This is a genomic window from Sporosarcina sp. HYO08, from assembly GCF_001563475.1.
GTDB lineage: Bacteria > Bacillota > Bacilli > Bacillales_A > Planococcaceae > Sporosarcina.
In genome coordinates, this window is record NZ_LPUT01000012.1 from 176,863 (window position 1) to 192,840 (window position 15,978).

Annotated in this window: 16 protein-coding genes and 1 tRNA gene; 13 read left to right on the forward strand and 4 right to left on the reverse strand. The window is 42.2% G+C overall.

Annotated features, from left to right (window positions below):
• Nucleotides 1-107: 107 nt before the first annotated feature.
• The 6 genes from AU377_RS05325 to AU377_RS05350 all read left to right on the forward strand — a co-directional run bounded on the left by AU377_RS05325 (nt 108) and on the right by AU377_RS05350 (nt 4,509).
• Nucleotides 108-180, forward strand: a tRNA-Ala gene (locus AU377_RS05325).
• Nucleotides 181-433: 253 nt separating this feature from the next.
• Nucleotides 434-1,411, forward strand: coding sequence for a dimethylarginine dimethylaminohydrolase family protein (locus AU377_RS05330; protein ID WP_067405252.1), 978 nt, complete (start codon nt 434-436; stop codon nt 1,409-1,411).
• Between the two features lie 105 nt (nt 1,412-1,516).
• Nucleotides 1,517-2,350, forward strand: coding sequence for a transporter substrate-binding domain-containing protein (locus AU377_RS05335; RefSeq protein WP_067405255.1), 834 nt, complete (start codon nt 1,517-1,519; stop codon nt 2,348-2,350).
• Between the two features lie 99 nt (nt 2,351-2,449).
• A complete protein-coding gene (locus AU377_RS05340; RefSeq protein WP_067405258.1) occupies nt 2,450-3,106 on the forward strand; it encodes an amino acid ABC transporter permease in 657 nt (218 codons plus the stop codon).
• A 36-nt stretch (nt 3,107-3,142) separates the two neighbouring features.
• The gene (locus AU377_RS05345; protein WP_067405261.1) at nt 3,143-3,871 is read left to right on the forward strand and encodes an amino acid ABC transporter ATP-binding protein; all 729 of its coding nucleotides are present in this window, start codon (nt 3,143-3,145) and stop codon (nt 3,869-3,871) included.
• A 152-nt stretch (nt 3,872-4,023) separates the two neighbouring features.
• Nucleotides 4,024-4,509, forward strand: a complete 486-nt coding sequence (locus AU377_RS05350) for an amidase domain-containing protein (RefSeq protein ID WP_067405263.1) — start codon at nt 4,024-4,026, stop codon at nt 4,507-4,509.
• A gap of 76 nt (nt 4,510-4,585) precedes the next feature.
• On the opposite strand, the gene AU377_RS05355 is transcribed toward AU377_RS05350, so the two are convergent.
• Nucleotides 4,586-5,431 carry a DegV family protein gene (locus AU377_RS05355; RefSeq protein WP_067405266.1) on the reverse strand — a complete coding sequence of 282 codons (846 nt, stop codon included), beginning with the start codon at nt 5,429-5,431 and terminating at the stop codon, nt 4,586-4,588.
• Nucleotides 5,432-5,619: 188 nt separating this feature from the next.
• Here AU377_RS05355 and AU377_RS05360 point away from each other — a divergent pair, with 188 nt between their 5' ends.
• Nucleotides 5,620-6,201: a nitroreductase gene (locus AU377_RS05360; protein WP_067405269.1), complete on the forward strand. Its 582-nt coding sequence runs from the start codon at nt 5,620-5,622 to the stop codon at nt 6,199-6,201.
• Between the two features lie 75 nt (nt 6,202-6,276).
• On the opposite strand, the gene AU377_RS05365 is transcribed toward AU377_RS05360, so the two are convergent.
• Complete coding sequence (locus AU377_RS05365; RefSeq protein WP_067405272.1) at nt 6,277-7,674, reverse strand: dipeptidase; 1,398 nt, start codon at nt 7,672-7,674, stop codon at nt 6,277-6,279.
• A 214-nt stretch (nt 7,675-7,888) separates the two neighbouring features.
• Here AU377_RS05365 and AU377_RS05370 point away from each other — a divergent pair, with 214 nt between their 5' ends.
• Together AU377_RS05370 and AU377_RS05375 are read left to right on the forward strand one after the other, a co-directional pair.
• Nucleotides 7,889-9,121: a hemolysin family protein gene (locus AU377_RS05370; RefSeq protein WP_067405275.1), complete on the forward strand. Its 1,233-nt coding sequence runs from the start codon at nt 7,889-7,891 to the stop codon at nt 9,119-9,121.
• A gap of 122 nt (nt 9,122-9,243) precedes the next feature.
• Nucleotides 9,244-9,789 carry an RNA polymerase sigma factor gene (locus AU377_RS05375; protein ID WP_067405279.1) on the forward strand — a complete coding sequence of 182 codons (546 nt, stop codon included), beginning with the start codon at nt 9,244-9,246 and terminating at the stop codon, nt 9,787-9,789.
• Nucleotides 9,790-9,830: 41 nt separating this feature from the next.
• Here the strand turns inward: AU377_RS05375 and AU377_RS05380 are convergent, their stop codons facing one another.
• Both AU377_RS05380 and AU377_RS05385 read right to left on the reverse strand, forming a co-directional pair.
• Nucleotides 9,831-10,010 (reverse strand): SE1832 family protein, encoded by a 180-nt coding sequence (locus AU377_RS05380; RefSeq protein WP_067405282.1) that lies wholly within the window; start codon nt 10,008-10,010, stop codon nt 9,831-9,833.
• Between the two features lie 23 nt (nt 10,011-10,033).
• A complete protein-coding gene (locus AU377_RS05385) occupies nt 10,034-11,005 on the reverse strand; it encodes a hypothetical protein (RefSeq protein ID WP_156450387.1) in 972 nt (323 codons plus the stop codon).
• Nucleotides 11,006-11,268: 263 nt separating this feature from the next.
• Between AU377_RS05385 and AU377_RS05390 the strand changes: the two genes are divergently transcribed.
• The 4 genes from AU377_RS05390 (at nt 11,269) to AU377_RS05405 (ending at nt 15,960) form a co-directional block, all read left to right on the forward strand.
• Nucleotides 11,269-13,434 carry a DNA topoisomerase III gene (locus AU377_RS05390; RefSeq protein WP_067405287.1) on the forward strand — a complete coding sequence of 722 codons (2,166 nt, stop codon included), beginning with the start codon at nt 11,269-11,271 and terminating at the stop codon, nt 13,432-13,434.
• 129 nt (nt 13,435-13,563) lie between these two features.
• On the forward strand, nt 13,564-14,055 hold the full coding sequence (ybaK, locus tag AU377_RS05395) for a Cys-tRNA(Pro) deacylase (protein ID WP_256381695.1): 492 nt from the start codon (nt 13,564-13,566) through the stop codon (nt 14,053-14,055).
• A gap of 96 nt (nt 14,056-14,151) precedes the next feature.
• Nucleotides 14,152-14,784: a YitT family protein gene (locus AU377_RS05400; RefSeq protein ID WP_067405290.1), complete on the forward strand. Its 633-nt coding sequence runs from the start codon at nt 14,152-14,154 to the stop codon at nt 14,782-14,784.
• A gap of 93 nt (nt 14,785-14,877) precedes the next feature.
• Nucleotides 14,878-15,960 (forward strand): hypothetical protein, encoded by a 1,083-nt coding sequence (locus AU377_RS05405; RefSeq protein WP_067405293.1) that lies wholly within the window; start codon nt 14,878-14,880, stop codon nt 15,958-15,960.
• Nucleotides 15,961-15,978 lie beyond the last annotated feature (18 nt).

Consider the following 15,978-nt stretch of genomic DNA (forward strand, 5'->3'; position numbering starts at 1 on the left):
AAGCTGTATGCATGTCCATGCATTAGGTATGCATACAGCGCTGATTCCGACTAAGACTGTTGTCTTTTGTATTTGTTATGCTATAATACTACTAGAAACAAATTTTCGGGGAATTAGCTCAGCTGGGAGAGTGCTTGCATGGCATGCAAGAGGTCAGGGGTTCGAGCCCCCTATTCTCCATATATTTTAAAGTCCAGATTTCATTATCTGGACTTTTTTTAATTTCATTGTTGCATGATTATGTAGAAAAATGCATGAATATAACACAACCTAATGAATGTTGTCGTCGCCAGACTAACTAGCAATTAACAAGATATTATATTTTCCCACTATTTAAAAAGTTAATAGACAAAAATTCGGCTTTAAACTATACTAATAGTCAACGCTTGGCAGCGTTTACAAACAAGATCTGGGCATAAGGGGGAGTATTCGAATGAGTAATATTGAAGTTCCAGTAAAGGTGAAAGTGCAAGGGGAAAGATGGTTTCCATCTGAAAAAACATTTGCAGAAGATATGAAGGAATTATGGGGAGATTGGTACTGTGACTCAGAAGTTGGAAAACTAAGAGATGTTATTATGCGCAGACCGGGCAAGGAAGTCGAGTATATTACGCAAGAGAATTATGGCGATTTTCGTTGGAAAGCACCGATGGATATCGAAAAAGCGCGGGCGCAGCATGATGCATTGACAGATATTTACCGTGCGCACGGCGTCAATGTTCACTATGTTGAAAATCAACGCGAAGACCGACCGAACGCTTTATTTATGAGAGACCAAGTTTTCATGACGCCTGAAGGAGCGATTCTTTGCCGAAACGGGATTTCCGCGCGCCGCGGAGAAGAGCGCTACACAGCAGAGACGTTAAGTAAACTCGGTGTGCCAATTATTAAAACAATTAACGGGGAAGGGTGGTTTGACGGCGCTTGCGGGATGTGGATTGACCGTCAAACAGTTATTTTAGGGACAAGCGCCCGGGCGAACAAAAAAGGGGTCGAACAAGTAGAGTCTGAGCTTAGAAACATTGGTGTGACGGATATTATTAATTTCCAAATTCCATATGGCCATGCTCATCTCGATGGATTGATGAACATTGCCGATAAAAAGACGGCAGTTTTATTCCCTTGGCAAGTTCCATACGATGTTGTGAAACAATTGCTGGATCGTGATTTTACAATTGTTGAAGCAACGAACTTCGAGGAAATTAAATGGGGATCTTGTATGAACTTCGTAGCCCTTGAGCCTGGAAAAGTTGTCATGCCAGGGGGCAACCCAGAAACGAAGGCGAAAATGGAAGATGTCGGCATTGAAGTCATCGAGGCGGACATGAGCGAAATCTTAAAAGGATGGGGAGCCATCCACTGTATGACTGCATTTTTGAAACGTGACCCGATCGGTTCGTTGGATGAATAATAGAATTGAACGTTAAAGAATGCAAGTGTGAACGCTTGGTGATTTGGCGGTCTTGCTGCCAAGTCACCTTTTTAACTAAAAAAACCATAAAAGGGGGAAAAGACTATGAAAAGAGCACTATTATTTCTTTTGATGAGTCTCATTTTAGTCCTTTCAGCTTGTAGTGATGCGAGCAGCGGCAGCGGTGGGGGAGAAGAGGCAGGTCCATCAACGATTGATAAAGTTTTAAAAAATAAAAAGCTAGTCGTTGGAACAGCGCCGGGGTATTTCCCATTTGAAATGAAAGACAAAAAAGGCGAGTTTATTGGCTACGATATTGATGTTGCAAGAGCGATTGCAGAAGCATTAGGCGTTGAAATTGAATTTAAGCAGTTTGGTTTTGACGGATTGATCCCGGCACTGAATACGGGGGAAATCGATATTATTCTTGCGGGTATGACGATTCGTGGGGATCGTGCGTTAGCGGTTAGCTTTGCGAACCCTTATTTCTCAACTGGACAAGTACTTATGCTTCCAAAAGGTGATACAACAACGAAGTCATGGGAAGATTTGGATAAACCAGGCAAGAAAATTGCAGTCTCACTTGGAACAACAGGCGCACTATTAGCGAAACAGTTATTTAAAGAAGCAACAGTTCAAGACTTTGATGACTTCCCTTCAGCAGGTATGGCGCTGACGCAAGGTCAAGCGGACGGAGTCGTTTATGATGAACCGGCAATTCGTACATTTGAGCAAATGCACGAAGAAAGCGTAAAAGGCGTTTACGATCTGATCTCTGTGGAAGAGCTTGGAATTGCTGTAAAATATAATGATTTACGTACTGTTCAATGGTTAAATTCATTCTTGGCATCATATAAAGGAAGTCCGAAAGAGTTAGAGTCGTTTGATAAATGGTTCACAAATATCGATTGGATGGATGATGTAGAGCCGAAGGAATAATTCTGCTCTCAGCTGCAAGGCATCGGATCAGACAAATGTCTGATCCGAAATTCCTCTTAAGTAGCTGGTATATGGGATCGTTTTAAGGGGGAACGGAAGATGGGTACAAATTGGAATGTCATCAGTCAAAATCTAGATTTATTTATAGAAGGTGTTATTTTAACGTTACAGATTTCGGCTTTAGCATTAGTGATTAGTATTCCAATTGGGATTCTGCTTGGTTTATGCCGGATTTCTAGAAATAAAATTGTTTCCTTTATTGCGACTGCTTATATAGAAGTCATGCGGGGCGTTCCACTTCTCGTACTTCTTTTCTGGATCTTCTTTGTTCTTGGGAGATCATTATCACTTGGACCGTATTGGTCTGCAGTGCTCGGACTTGCCTTTTTCTCAGCAGCATTCGTAGCGGAAATTATTCGCGCAGGGATTCAATCTGTTCCGCGCGGACAAATGGAAGCGGCTCGTTCTTCGGGGATGAGTTATATTCAGGCGATGAAACTGATCATTTTACCGCAAGCTTTTCGTAAAGTTTTACCGCCATTGGCATCACAGTTTATTATACTGATTAAAGATTCTTCATTAGTATCTGTTATTTCTGTTGTAGACTTGACGCTTATAACGAAAAATTTAGTAGCGACAACATTCCGTCCGCTTGAAATTTGGACATTCGTTGCACTCCTATATTTTGTCATTACATTCTCATTGTCTCGTTTTATCGGATATTTTGAAAAGAAATTTATGAAGAATGAATACTAATTGTTATGGACTAGGTTTGTGTAAGGGGTGTTTTACATGATTTCAATTAAGAATGTCAATAAATCGTTCGGAGATCACATGGTATTGACGGACGTAACGTTAGAAATTCCTAAATCGAATGTAGTAGCAGTTATTGGTCCCAGTGGTGCCGGTAAATCGACATTGATCCGAACGCTGAATGCACTTGAGCCAATTGATAATGGAGAGATCATCGTAGATAATATCTCGATTCATGATAAGAAAACGGATATTAATAAGGCGCGAGCCAATATCGGATTCGTGTTTCAAAGCTTTAACTTATATCCTTTCCTGACGGCGCTACAAAATGTTACGCTTGCACCGATGAAAGTAAAAGGTATGAGTAAAGAAGCTGCTGAAAAAAGAGGGAAAGAGCTGTTATCATCCTTAGGGTTGGGCGATAAATTCGATGCGTTCCCGGGAAGATTATCAGGAGGGCAGCAACAGCGTGTTGCGATCGCACGCGCACTTGCGATGGATCCACAAGTGATGCTCTTTGACGAACCGACTTCTGCGCTTGACCCGGAGATGGTCAATGAAGTGCTTGACGCGATTCGTAAATTAGCACATGACGGAATGACGATGATCGTTGTGACGCACGAAATGGGCTTCGCGAAAGAGATTTGTGACGAAATCGTCTTCATGGCGGATGGGAAAATTGTAGAAGTCGCACCACCATCCAAGTTTTTTACCAATCCGGATTCAGAGCGTGCAAAAAACTTTTTATCAAAAGTGTTAAATCATTAATGAGCAAAAACATTGGACAACATTCTGTCCAATGTTTTTAGTTTTCTACTAACCAAATTATATGGAAGTGGATGTATCGATCCGGTTAAAGTGGGCGTTCAACGTATTCCTGTGCCTCCTTCCTCATACGATGACGTAAGGAGGGATTTTGGATGTATGATCGGATGGCGGCAGTTCGCTATGCAGATCAATGGTGGGATAAACGAAACCCGGCATTTCCGGCGTTTGACGTCGATTGTACAAATTATATTTCACAATGTTTACTGGCTGGCGGTGCGCCGATGCATGGCTATCCGAATCGGGAAAGAGGATGGTGGTTGAGGGGCGGAAATTGGAGCTTTAGCTGGTCAACGGCTCATTCGTTGCGTTGGTATTTAGGCACTTCCAAAAAAGGTCTAACAGCCAGACAAGTTTCATCGGCTGATCAACTAGATTTAGGAGATGTCATCGCCTATGATTTTACCGGTGATGGTCGATACGATCATTCTACGATTGTTACCGCAAAAGATGGTTCCGTACCACTCGTCAACGCGCATACGTATAATGCCCAGCATCGTCACTGGGCCTATAAAGATTCCTATGCCTATTCACCAAGTGCCAAATATGTCTTTTTTAAAATCAATGACCAATTTTCATAAAACATTCGGCGCTTGCGGACTCCTCCTGCAAGCGCCGAAGCATTTTAAGGGAAAGATTTTTAACCGCCTTAGATTATCAATCGAACCATAAAATCCCCAATGTTCCTTCGCCGCCATGGACAGCTAGTATGGAGCCAATCTCTCCAATTTCCACTTCAAGGTCGGGGATTTGCTCGGAAATCAAGTTTTTCAAGTGAGTTGCTTTATCGAAAATATTGCCGTGCATTAAATAGATTTTTTTTCGGCCCGCATGATGGCTCTCTACAACTCGGTCGACTAAATATTGCAAAGCCCGTTTTTCAGAACGAACTTTATCAATCGCTTGTAAACGCCCATCACTCATAATTTGGACGATCGGCTTCACTTTTAATAGACTGCCAAGGTAAAATTGAATGCTGCTCATTCTGCCACCCTTGTATAATTGATCCAAACTTCCAATTAAAATATAGTTATGAAGCGTTCCCGCCAGTTTTTCAAGATGTTCTTTAATTTCTGTGATGGTTGAACCAGTTTCCAGCATCTTTATGCCATCAGTTACAAGTTTTGTCATTCCGTAGGAAAGTGCTTTCGAATCGATGCACGTTACTGGGAAATTTGCAATGTCCGCACCTGCGCGGGAGGATGAAAGTGTTCCGCTTAACTCACTAGAAATATGAATCGCGATCGCTTGTTCATAGTTTTCGGCTAGTTTTTTGTAAAGCTCTGCAAATTCACCAACAGCCGGTTGAGATGTTTTAGGTGATTCTTTGGAAGCTTTTATTTTCTCGTACAATTCGGCAGTACTTAAATCAATACTATCGACATATTGTTTTTCACCGAAGTGTATATTTAAAGGGACGACATATACATCGGGATGCTGTTTTAAGCTCTCTGGAATATATGCCGTACTGTCTAAAACCCATGCAAGAGGTTTTTTAGTCATAAATTGTATCCATCCTTGTCATCAAATTAGTAATTGAATCATTATACCATGAATACTAATTTAAAAGACTTAGGAATGTTGAATAAGTAGAATAGTATAAGCAATAGAGACTATTATTGTCACAAAACCGCAAAGTTTCAATTTTTGAGCTATACTATTGATGACAATATAAAAAAGGGGCAATGAACATGATCGGTCAAGCTTTATCTGTCAGGGAAGCGATCGTCACAAGACGTTCGGTAAAAAATTTTAATGGACAACCGGTTGATGCGGAAAGCATTACTCGAATATTAGAAGATGCAGTGTGGGCGCCAAACCATGGTCATCGTAATCCATGGCGATTTATCGTTGCAGCTGAAAAAGACTATGGAAAGCTATTAGAGGTGCTACGCGAATTTGGTGTGCCGAAATGGCAAGAACTTTCTGAAGAAGATCTTGAAAAGCAAATGAAGAAATTTACGAATCCAGGTGCTGCTGTATTTGTAGTTGTGCCGGAAGATGCGCGTCAAAAAGAACGATTGGAAGATTATGCGGCGGCAAGCATGCTCATCCAAAATGCACAGCTTCTTGCGTGGGATGAAGGCATTGGAACATGCTGGAAAACGCCAGCTTTCTTAGACAATCCAAAGTTTAGAGAAGCGCTTGGCGTCGAGCAAGGTGAACGTATTATTAGCATGTTGCAATTTGGTTATTTTGATGAAGCGCCAAAAAGCCGTCCACGTAAACCGTTAAATGAAGTCGTCACATATTTTGGACGAGATTCCGAGTAATCGTTAAGTAAAAGGTTATCCCAGAAGAGCCTGGCTCCACTAAAAGGTGCCGGGCTCTTCGTTTTGGGACAATCCTTATTTCTTCAATTCATCTTTTGAAAAGTTCGCCATCTCATAATAATAATCGCCGATGACGCGGAGTCCTTTGTCGAAGTTCTCTAGATGGAAATGTTCGTTTGGCGCATGGAAGTTTTCTGTATCCAATCCAAAGCCCATTAATACAACAGGAACATGCAACAACTCATCAAATGCTGCAACGATCGGAATGGAACCGCCGCCTCGTGTATAAACAGTTGGCACTTCGTAAACTTTTTCATACGATCGGCCCGCAGCTTGAATTGCAGGATGGTCAATCGGGGTGATGAATGGCTTACCTTTATCGAACTCCGTTACCGTCACTGTGACACCAGCGGGCTGATGTTTTTCAATATGTGCTTTTAACTTTGAAACGATGACTTCTGGATCTTGATCAGGAACGAGGCGGCATGTAATTTTTGCACCCGCTTCCGCTGGCAAGACGGTTTTAATTCCTTCGCCTGAAAAACCGCCAAAAACACCATTTACTTCAAGAGTAGGGCGAGCAGAAACCCTTTCTAAATGCGAAAATCCCTTCTCACCGAATAATTCAGCAACGCCGACTTCTTTTTTCAATGCTTCCTCATCAAAACTGAGTGCTTGATAAGCCGCTCGTTCATCTTCAGACAGTTCTCGAACGTCATCATAAAAACCGTCAACAGTAATCGTCCCTTCCTGGTCATGAAAAGAAGCAACGAGTTCAACTAACGCATGAATCGGATTTTGAATACCGCCGCCGTAAAGTCCGGAATGGAGATCACCTTTCGCCCCGCGGATATCAATTTGAACACCGCATAGACCGCGTAAACCGTAGCAAACAGCCGGTTGACCAGGTCCTTGCATACCTGTGTCGGAAATAAGCACAATATCTGCCGCTAATTTTTCTTTATTCGCTTCGATATACTTTTCAAGATTCGGGCTGCCGATTTCTTCTTCCCCTTCAATAATGAACTTCACGTTAACAGGCAAGCTCCCATGTTCTTGCATAATGGCCTCAACCGCTTTAATATGCATAAATACTTGTCCCTTGTCATCGCTCGCTCCGCGTGCATATAACTTATCGTCGCGTATTTCTGGCTCAAAAGGTCCGCTATCCCAAAGATTTAATGGGTCGACAGGCTGAACATCATAATGACCGTAAAAAAGGATGGTTGGCTTGCCTTCTGCATGCAACCACTCGCCATATACGACAGGGTGTCCCTCGGTTTCATCAATGGATACGTTTTCAAGTCCAGCATGTTGAAGTGACTGCACAAGCCAATCAGCAGCCTTTTGCATATCCGTTTCATGTGCTGACAATGCGCTAATGCTTGGAATACGAAGGAAATCCTTCAATTCTTCAAGATGAACATCTCGTTTTTCTTTGAAATAGTGATCTAACATTTCTGCATTATTCATTGTATTCCCTCATTTCAAAAGTGTCATGAAAACAGTATAGCAGATTAGCGTGAAAAATACGGATGCCAGATGGAGGTGCATTTTCACATTGTTTGGGTATAGTATTTGTAATTTAGAATCCAGGATATGGTATGCTATTTGAAAGTTCTAAAATCGGTTTAACAGGTGGATGCTTTACATTTTAAGGAAGTATCCTAGCCAGGAGGAATTGCTTTTGTTTATTGCACTTGTATTTTTCTTATTTTTGTCATTTTTCTTATCGGGAAGTGAAACGGCGCTAACTGCTGTCAATCGGATGAAAACTCAATTTCGCGCCGATCAAGGCGATCGCAAGGCGATCAGACTGATGCAGCTGATTTCAAAGCCGGATCGTATGATTACAGCCATATTAATCGGTAACAATGTCGCAAACATTATGATGCCAACGATTGTGACAATGATTGCAATTGACCAAGGCCTAAGTGTTGGATTATGGACGGGTGTTTTAACGATCATCATTATTATCTTTGGCGAAGTATTGCCAAAAACAATCTCTGCAACATTTGCGGATCGCGTTGCATACACTGTTGCACCGGTCATTGAGCTGTACGTCAAAGTTTTAACACCGATTACAATCATCCTTGCTACGTTTACAAATGTATTTATCCGGATCATTTCCAAAGGCGCCGTGAAGGAAGCTACGCTGACAAAAGATGATTTGCGTTCGATGGTTGACATTGCCTCAACGGAAGGGACGGTTGAAGAGGAGGAGTCCGTACGTCTGAAGGGAATTTTGGATTTTCCGGAAAAGGATGTTTCGGATGTGCTGGAAACGCATCGAACGGATATTATCGGATTGCCAATGGAAGCGACGTATGAAGAAGTACGTGATACGATCTTGGAATATTTTTATACCCGCTATCCTGTGTACGAAGAAAGTATCGACAAAATTGTTGGGATGTTTTATTCTAAAATGCTGATCGAATGGTCGATGAATCCTAGTCGAAAGCTTAGTGAAATGATTGACCGCAATCCTTTATATGTCGTACAATCCGCAAGCATCGAGAAAGTCTTTAAAATGATGCTTGCAAAGAAAAAGCATATGGCAATTGTATTGGATGAGTACGGTGGAACTTTGGGCATTGTGACACATGAAGATATTATTGAAGAAATGATTGGTCAAGATATTGAAGACGAAACAGATATTGATGAAGAAGTGCTTGTCTATGAAAAAACAGACGATATGCTTATTTGTCACGGTCGATTTGAAATTGTAGATGCAATGGAATTACTAGGCGTTGAGTTGCCAACTGACAATGAAACACTTGGTGGGTTCGTCTTGCAGGAGCTTGGACATGTTCCGGAGCCGGGGGAAAGGTTTACGTATGACAAACTCCGTTTTGAAATTAATGAAATGGATCGCAGTCGAATCGGCCGTATGACGATCACAATAAAGGAAGAAGAATAAGCACACATGAGCTTGTTATCATTTCCTTACACGTTTGTAAGAAAATTGAAAGGGAATCCGATAGTTTAAAATTAATGAGTAGCCGATAATGAGGTCAATAGCAATTACGGAGGCGTTATCGGATGAACACGAATTTGGAAAACTTATACGAACAATACGGTCGTTACATATATCATTTATGTTTAAAATTAACACGCAATAAAGAAGAAGCAGAAGACCTCATGCAAGATGTATGGGTAAAGGTGATTCGCTATAGCGGTAAAATTACAGGTGTTGAAAATTTGAAAGCTTGGATGACGACGATTTGTATGAATACATTTCGGGATCGCTACCGCAAGGATGTTCGAAGAAGTCAACATGTCATGAAACAACCTGATACATTAGACGTACCACTGTTAGATTTGGTTCCATGTAAGGATATGACACCGGTCGAACAGCTTGAACAAAATGATGTGCAATCACTTGTGCAGCAAAAAATTGAGCAATTGGATGGTATTTATCGTAAAACGATTGAGTACTTTTACGTCCACCAATATTCATTAATTGAAATCGCCGACTTGATGAAAGTTTCGATTGGAACTGTTAAGTCAAGACTTTTCCGCGCAAGAAAATATTTAAAAGAATTAATGATGGAAGACGGTGCTGTTCAGGAATATGTGACCGCATGAAAAAAGTTGGATTCGCCAGCAGGCTGATCCAACTTTTTTGTTCATTCATTTAGTTGCTCGTTTAATTCAGCGAGTCTTTCTTCCATTGCCGCAAGGCGCTTTTCCGCTTTTTTCACAAAGCCAGCATTACCTGTAGATTCGAGTTTCTCAATATCTCCTTGGAGATTGATATAATCAAGCTTTAGCTCTGCAATGGCATTTTCAATCTGTCGTTTATCCATTCAGCAACACCTTACTTTTTCCTTTAGTGTACCATATCAGAAGTTGCCTTGCCGGAAGGTTTCCCACTCTCTCGTTTTGGATATTCTAAATAATAACGGATAGCTTCACAGACTGCGTCTTTGCCGTCTCCAAGTCCTAAAGCCGTTTGTCTTGCGATCGCTTTTTTTCGAAGCGGTTCATGCAGAAGCGGTTCCATCACAGCGTTTAGAAGACTTGATTGTTTGACTTTTCGACCAAGCCCAAGATGGATAAAGCCATGCTGTTCTTTCGGAAAAGCGAGTCCGAGTTCGAAATCATTTTGGGCAAGGACAATGCAAGGGATCCCCATAACGGCGACTTCGTAGGGCATATAGCCGGAAGCGCACAGAACGACATCCGCGGTTGCCATCATGCCCGCAAAGTCATAAGGTTGCTGTTGAATATGTGTATTTCTTCTGCCAAGTGCCATCATGCGTAGCTCGCTAACGTCATGTTGATAACGTTCGCCGACTAAAACCGTTACTTTCAATGGAATTTGTAGCTGGATCATGTGACGAAGCGCCCGATAGGACAAGTTACCTTCGTCTTCTTCCCCAAACGATATGACGAGATGAGGCAGTGCATCCGAACGGTTTTTTCGAAGGCCTAGGTTTCTTAAAGCGTTTGTACTTTCATCTGCCATAAAGCTTTCTTTTCCAACGACATAATGATCGGGAACTGGCTCGCTTGTTTCGGCATACAATGTTTGAAAAACTAGATCGGCAGTTTTTCCGCCTTCTCCAAAATCGTCAAAATGGATGATAGAAGGAACGATTTTATGAATCTTTTCCACTTCTTCAGTAGTAGTAGATCCACTATCTCGGATGAGAAGATCGGGTTTAATCATCGAAATTGCTTGTACTAAGGAGGAGCTTCCCTTTAAATTGACAGTTTTAAAACCCTCGGGAGCTGGTGGAGAATTTTCCCCGCATAAATAAATAATTCGCGCTTCTTCTCGTAATGTATGAGCAATCATTGCCGCTCTTCTTGCGGGATATGTGCCTTTTCCCTCCGAACGGGAAATATAAATAGCGATCGTTTTCTTTTTTTGGCTGTTTATTGGAATCACCCTTTCTTTGGCCCGATGAAAAGCCTATCCCTTCAACGTATGAGCGGAAATAGGGAATTATTCTTTTCAATGGGGACTAGAACGAGTGCGGTTGTTTTTTTTGAATCATTATGATAGGCATCAAAAGGCACTCTCCTATATAATTGAAGCAGAAGAGAGGGGATTTTTTTATGTCCAAATCAGTTGTTTTGGCAGAAAAGCCTTCCGTGGCTCGCGATATTGCGCGGGTGCTCGGATGTCATAAAAAAGGAAATGGATTTCTAGAAGGCTCAACATATATCGTCACATGGGCGCTTGGTCACCTTGTGACACATGCCGATCCAGAAGGCTATGGCAATGAATACAAGGAGTGGAAACTCGAACAGTTGCCGATCATTCCAGATCCTTTTAAGCTTGTGCCTATTCGACAAACGATGAAACAATTCAATGCAGTAAAAGCGCAGCTAAAGCGAAATGATGTCAAAGAAGTCATTATCGCGACAGATGCAGGTAGAGAAGGAGAGCTCGTCGCACGTTGGATTTTGGAACAGACGAAATGCCGTAAGCCCATTAAGCGATTATGGATCTCATCTGTTACGGATAAGGCGATCAAAGACGGTTTCAACAATTTGAAAGATGGCCGCGCTTATGAAAATTTATACGAAGCCGCAGTTGCCCGCGCAGAAGCGGACTGGGTTGTCGGTATTAATGCCACTCGTGCCTTGACTGTAAAATACAATGCCCAATTGTCCACCGGCAGAGTTCAAACACCGACATTAGCAATGGTTGCCGAACGTGAAAAACAAATCCGCGATTTCAAACCGAAATCATTTTATGGGTTACAGGCGATTACGGAATCTGCTCGCTTTACTTGGCATAGTCAAGCGGGGCAAACACAGTCATTTGACAAGGGAGCCGTTGAAAAAGTGCTCGACCGACTGGATTCTAGTAAAACGGGTAAGATCGTCGAAGTAAAAACGACACCTAAGTCGCAACCGGCGCCACCATTATTCGATTTAACCGAATTGCAAAAAGAGGCCCATCGTCGCTGGTCTTGGTCCGCAAAAGAAACATTGTCTACGTTACAAAATCTTTACGAACGGCATAAGGCAGTCACTTATCCAAGGACAGACTCCAAGCATCTGACGTCGGACATGGTCGGCACATTAAAAGACCGGATCCAGGCAGTGGACATCGGTTCCTACCGAAAATCGGTTCAACAATTACTTCGCAGCGGGGCGATTAAGCCACAAAAGGGTGTCGTTGATGACAAACGTGTATCGGATCACCACGCCATCATACCGACGGAAGAAACGCCAATTCTTCAAAATCTTTCTGATAAAGAAAAGCGTCTATACGATTTAATTGTCAAACGATTTCTTGCTGTTTTCTTTGGGCCATTCCGTTATGACCAAGTAACGGCAGAGATTGCTGTGAACGATGAATCCTTTAAGGCGAAAGGCCGGACGATTACGGATGAGGGCTGGAAGAAGGTTTATTCCACTGATGAGGAAGAAGGAGACACGGATGCGTTGCCAGCGTTCAAAAAAGGAGACGACGTGGCCATTCGTGCAATCGTTATGACGGATGGCGAGACGAAACCGCCCGCCCGATTTAATGAAGGAACGTTGCTCGCTGCGATGGAAAACCCTGTGCAGTTCATGCAAGGGGAGTCGAAAGATTTGATCAAGACACTTGGTGAAACAGGGGGACTTGGAACTGTCGCGACAAGAGCAGATGTCATCGAAAGACTTTTTAGCACATTTGTCATTGAGAAAAAAGGAAACGATATTTATACAACTTCAAAAGGAAGACAGCTTCTAGAACTTGTTCCGGAAGATTTAAAATCACCGGCTTTAACGGCTGAATGGGAACAAAAACTAACGAAAATCGCCAAAGGTCAGTTGAAAAAACCGATCTTCATAAAAGATATGATTGCCTTTTCGAAACAGACAGTTCATGAAATCAAAACAGACGATAAAAAATTCAAGCATGATAATGTGACAGGTAAATCCTGTCCAGACTGCGGTAAGTTACTATTAGAAGTGAACGGTAAACGCGGCAAGATGCTCGTCTGTCAAGACCGTGAATGTGGCCACCGCCGCACAGTCTCAACACTGACAAATGCGAGATGTCCGGTTTGTAAAAAGAAATTGGAACTTCGAGGAGAAGGTGAAGGCCGAATCTTTGTCTGCAAATGCGGACACCGTGAAAAATTTTCTGCTTTTGAAAAAAGAAGAGCCAAATCCGGCGGGAAAAAAGCGGATAAACGTGACGTTCAGAAATATATGAAAAAGCAAGAAGAGCCGGCCAATACAGCAATGGCAGATGCATTAAAAAAGCTGTTTGATAAATAATTTGCATGACGATCCAAGAAGTGCCTGGCACCACGATACACTTTCAAAATGTAGCATCATATTCTGGTCTCGATACTAGATTTAGTGTTCAATGGTGCCAGGCTCTTTGTCTTTAAAGGGGAGATCTGGTTGGGCAAACAAAAAAAGCAGGTGAAGACGAATGCGGTCAGGATGCTGGACAGTGAAGGAATTGCCTATGAGCTGATCGCTTATGACATTGATGATGAATTGCTTGACGGTGTATCCGTTGCGGAGAAAACAGGGCAGTTAAAAGAAACCGTTTTTAAAACACTTGTCGCCATGGCATATGCTAAAGAATTATTTGTTTTTTTAATACCAGTTGCCGCAGAGTTAGATTTGAAAAAAGCTGCACAGGCAGCGGGGGTTAAAAAGCTTGAAATGTTGCCGCTTAAAGATTTAACAAAAGAGACTGGATATGTTCGGGGTGGCTGTTCCGCTATCGGTATGAAAAGGAAATACCCGACTTTTATTGATCAATCTGCGGAAAAATTGGAAGACATGATTGTTAGCGCGGGCAAGCTGGGGCTCCAGATGAAGTTATCGCCAACCGCCCTTGCAAAAGCGGCTGACGCTGTTTTTGTTCCGTTGATGAAAGAGTAACAATGGAATGCATTGATATATGCTACAATAGATAGATGTTGAAATTCGACATTCGCGCGGGGTGCGAATGTCTTTTTAGGTTGGAGAGATGGAAAAATGAGAAAAACAATAGTATGGAGATGGTCATTTTACTTAGTAGGGATGATGATCCTTTCTTTAGGTATTTCGATGACGATTAAAGGGCAGCGGCTTGGGATCGGTCCCTGGGATGTTCTGCACGTCGGCTTATTTCGGAACTTTGGGTTAACCATCGGCACATGGTCTATCCTAACGGGCTTGACCATTATCGTTGGAACGGCAATAGCGACAAGGGAATGGCCGAAAATAGGCACATGGATCAATATGCTGCTGATCGGAATGTTTATCGATCTATTTAATTGGCTTATTCCGGATATTACGACACTTTGGGGTCAAGCACTTATTTTTATAGCAGGAATTGCGGTTCAAGGGTATGGTGTCGGTATTTATGTCTGTCCAAATATTGGCGCCGGCCCGCGCGACAGTTTGATGCTTTTATTCGTTAAAAAAACGGGTGCGAGCGTCAAAAAAATTCGAACGATATTGGAAATAACCGTGGCATTTGTCGGTTGGATCTTCGGGGGGCCGATCGGAGTCGGTACGGTGCTGATCGCCTTGTTTTTAGGGCAAATCGTTCACTACACATTGCCGCAATGCCGAAAAATTTTACTTAAGCTAATCGGAGAGGAAAACGAAAGACTATTATTTTAGAGATCGTATTTCATTTCAAAGCATGGTGTCCAAGCCGTGCTTTTTTTTATCGTTCAAACATAGGCTAATGATATGTTAAGAAAGGATGGTCGCATGTTTGGAACGATAACAGAATACATGGGGACAGCTTATACAGGTCTCGGCATTTCGCATAAATACGACAAACTCATTGCTGCAGCTTCGGAGACAGTTTTTCTTAAATGCCCGCCAACACATTCTTTGTCTGCGGTTTTAAATGAAGCGGCTATGCAGTTTGTTAAACGCGGATTTCACATTGATCGATTTATGAACCCTGTCCAGCCTGACAAAATAGACGCGATTTTTGTTAAGGATGCCAATGTTTTTATCATTCAAGCATCTCATCCCATAGCGCTCGAGCCAGCGGACATCGGCGGTAGACATAAAGTGATTAGCTATTACGATGTATACGATGAAAGGAAATTGCGCGAGCTCAACGGGGTAATTGTAGAAAATTTGGAAACGGCGGAAGTGTCATTGAAAAAGGCATTGCAATCATTGCGCAAGGCAAAAAAAATTCACGATGATTGGGAACAGGTTAATATTGCCAGAATGATGTGGCCGCAGCATGAAACACTTATTCAGTCGTTAAAAGAAGAACTTTTCGGAAACATCCATTTGAATAAAGAAGCAACAGTTTCTCATAGACTGATCGGCTCCTTAACCTCCAGTGGAGCGCAAGATTTCATACCGTCTATTACGAAGCCTGTAGAGCGTAGAATGTTAATTAAAGGACTTCCAGGAACAGGGAAATCGACGCTGATGAAAGCAGTTGGCGCCGAGGCGGAAAAACGAGGCTTTGATGTCTTGTACGGTTGGTGCGGGTTAGATCCTGCGGGCGTTGATCTCGTGCAAATTCCAGAGTTGTCGATTTGTATATTTGACGCAACAAAACCGCATGCTTATGATCCGGAACGTCCAGGGGATGAAATTCTCGACCTTGTTCATATGTGCGAGGAAAATGAAGAAGCAGAAGAAAAGATTATTGGGATTCAAGAAATATATTCAGAAGCAATTCTCGATGCGACCGGTTATATGCAGGCGTATGCTCAATCTGAAAATAGTATGAAAGCAACAATGGATACGGCTATTATGCAACCTGCATTTGAAACGAAATCTCAAAAATTATTGGAGTACGTTGGTGATGTGTTAAAATGAAAGCATCATCTGTTTGAA

What these genes read in the sequence shown, in the direction of transcription:
- AU377_RS05330 (WP_067405252.1), top strand. Translation starts at nt 434, where the DNA reads ATGAGTAATATTGAAGTTCCAGTAAAGGTGAAAGTGCAAGGGGAAAGA.
- AU377_RS05335 (WP_067405255.1), top strand. Translation starts at nt 1,517, where the DNA reads ATGAAAAGAGCACTATTATTTCTTTTGATGAGTCTCATTTTAGTCCTT.
- AU377_RS05340 (WP_067405258.1), top strand. Translation starts at nt 2,450, where the DNA reads ATGGGTACAAATTGGAATGTCATCAGTCAAAATCTAGATTTATTTATA.
- AU377_RS05345 (WP_067405261.1), top strand. Translation starts at nt 3,143, where the DNA reads ATGATTTCAATTAAGAATGTCAATAAATCGTTCGGAGATCACATGGTA.
- AU377_RS05350 (WP_067405263.1), top strand. Translation starts at nt 4,024, where the DNA reads ATGTATGATCGGATGGCGGCAGTTCGCTATGCAGATCAATGGTGGGAT.
- AU377_RS05355 (WP_067405266.1), bottom strand. Translation starts at nt 5,431, where the DNA reads ATGACTAAAAAACCTCTTGCATGGGTTTTAGACAGTACGGCATATATT.
- AU377_RS05360 (WP_067405269.1), top strand. Translation starts at nt 5,620, where the DNA reads ATGATCGGTCAAGCTTTATCTGTCAGGGAAGCGATCGTCACAAGACGT.
- AU377_RS05365 (WP_067405272.1), bottom strand. Translation starts at nt 7,674, where the DNA reads ATGAATAATGCAGAAATGTTAGATCACTATTTCAAAGAAAAACGAGAT.
- AU377_RS05375 (WP_067405279.1), top strand. Translation starts at nt 9,244, where the DNA reads ATGAACACGAATTTGGAAAACTTATACGAACAATACGGTCGTTACATA.
- AU377_RS05380 (WP_067405282.1), bottom strand. Translation starts at nt 10,010, where the DNA reads ATGGATAAACGACAGATTGAAAATGCCATTGCAGAGCTAAAGCTTGAT.
- AU377_RS05385 (WP_156450387.1), bottom strand. Translation starts at nt 11,005, where the DNA reads ATGATTGCTCATACATTACGAGAAGAAGCGCGAATTATTTATTTATGC.
- AU377_RS05390 (WP_067405287.1), top strand. Translation starts at nt 11,269, where the DNA reads ATGTCCAAATCAGTTGTTTTGGCAGAAAAGCCTTCCGTGGCTCGCGAT.
- AU377_RS05400 (WP_067405290.1), top strand. Translation starts at nt 14,152, where the DNA reads ATGAGAAAAACAATAGTATGGAGATGGTCATTTTACTTAGTAGGGATG.
- AU377_RS05405 (WP_067405293.1), top strand. Translation starts at nt 14,878, where the DNA reads ATGTTTGGAACGATAACAGAATACATGGGGACAGCTTATACAGGTCTC.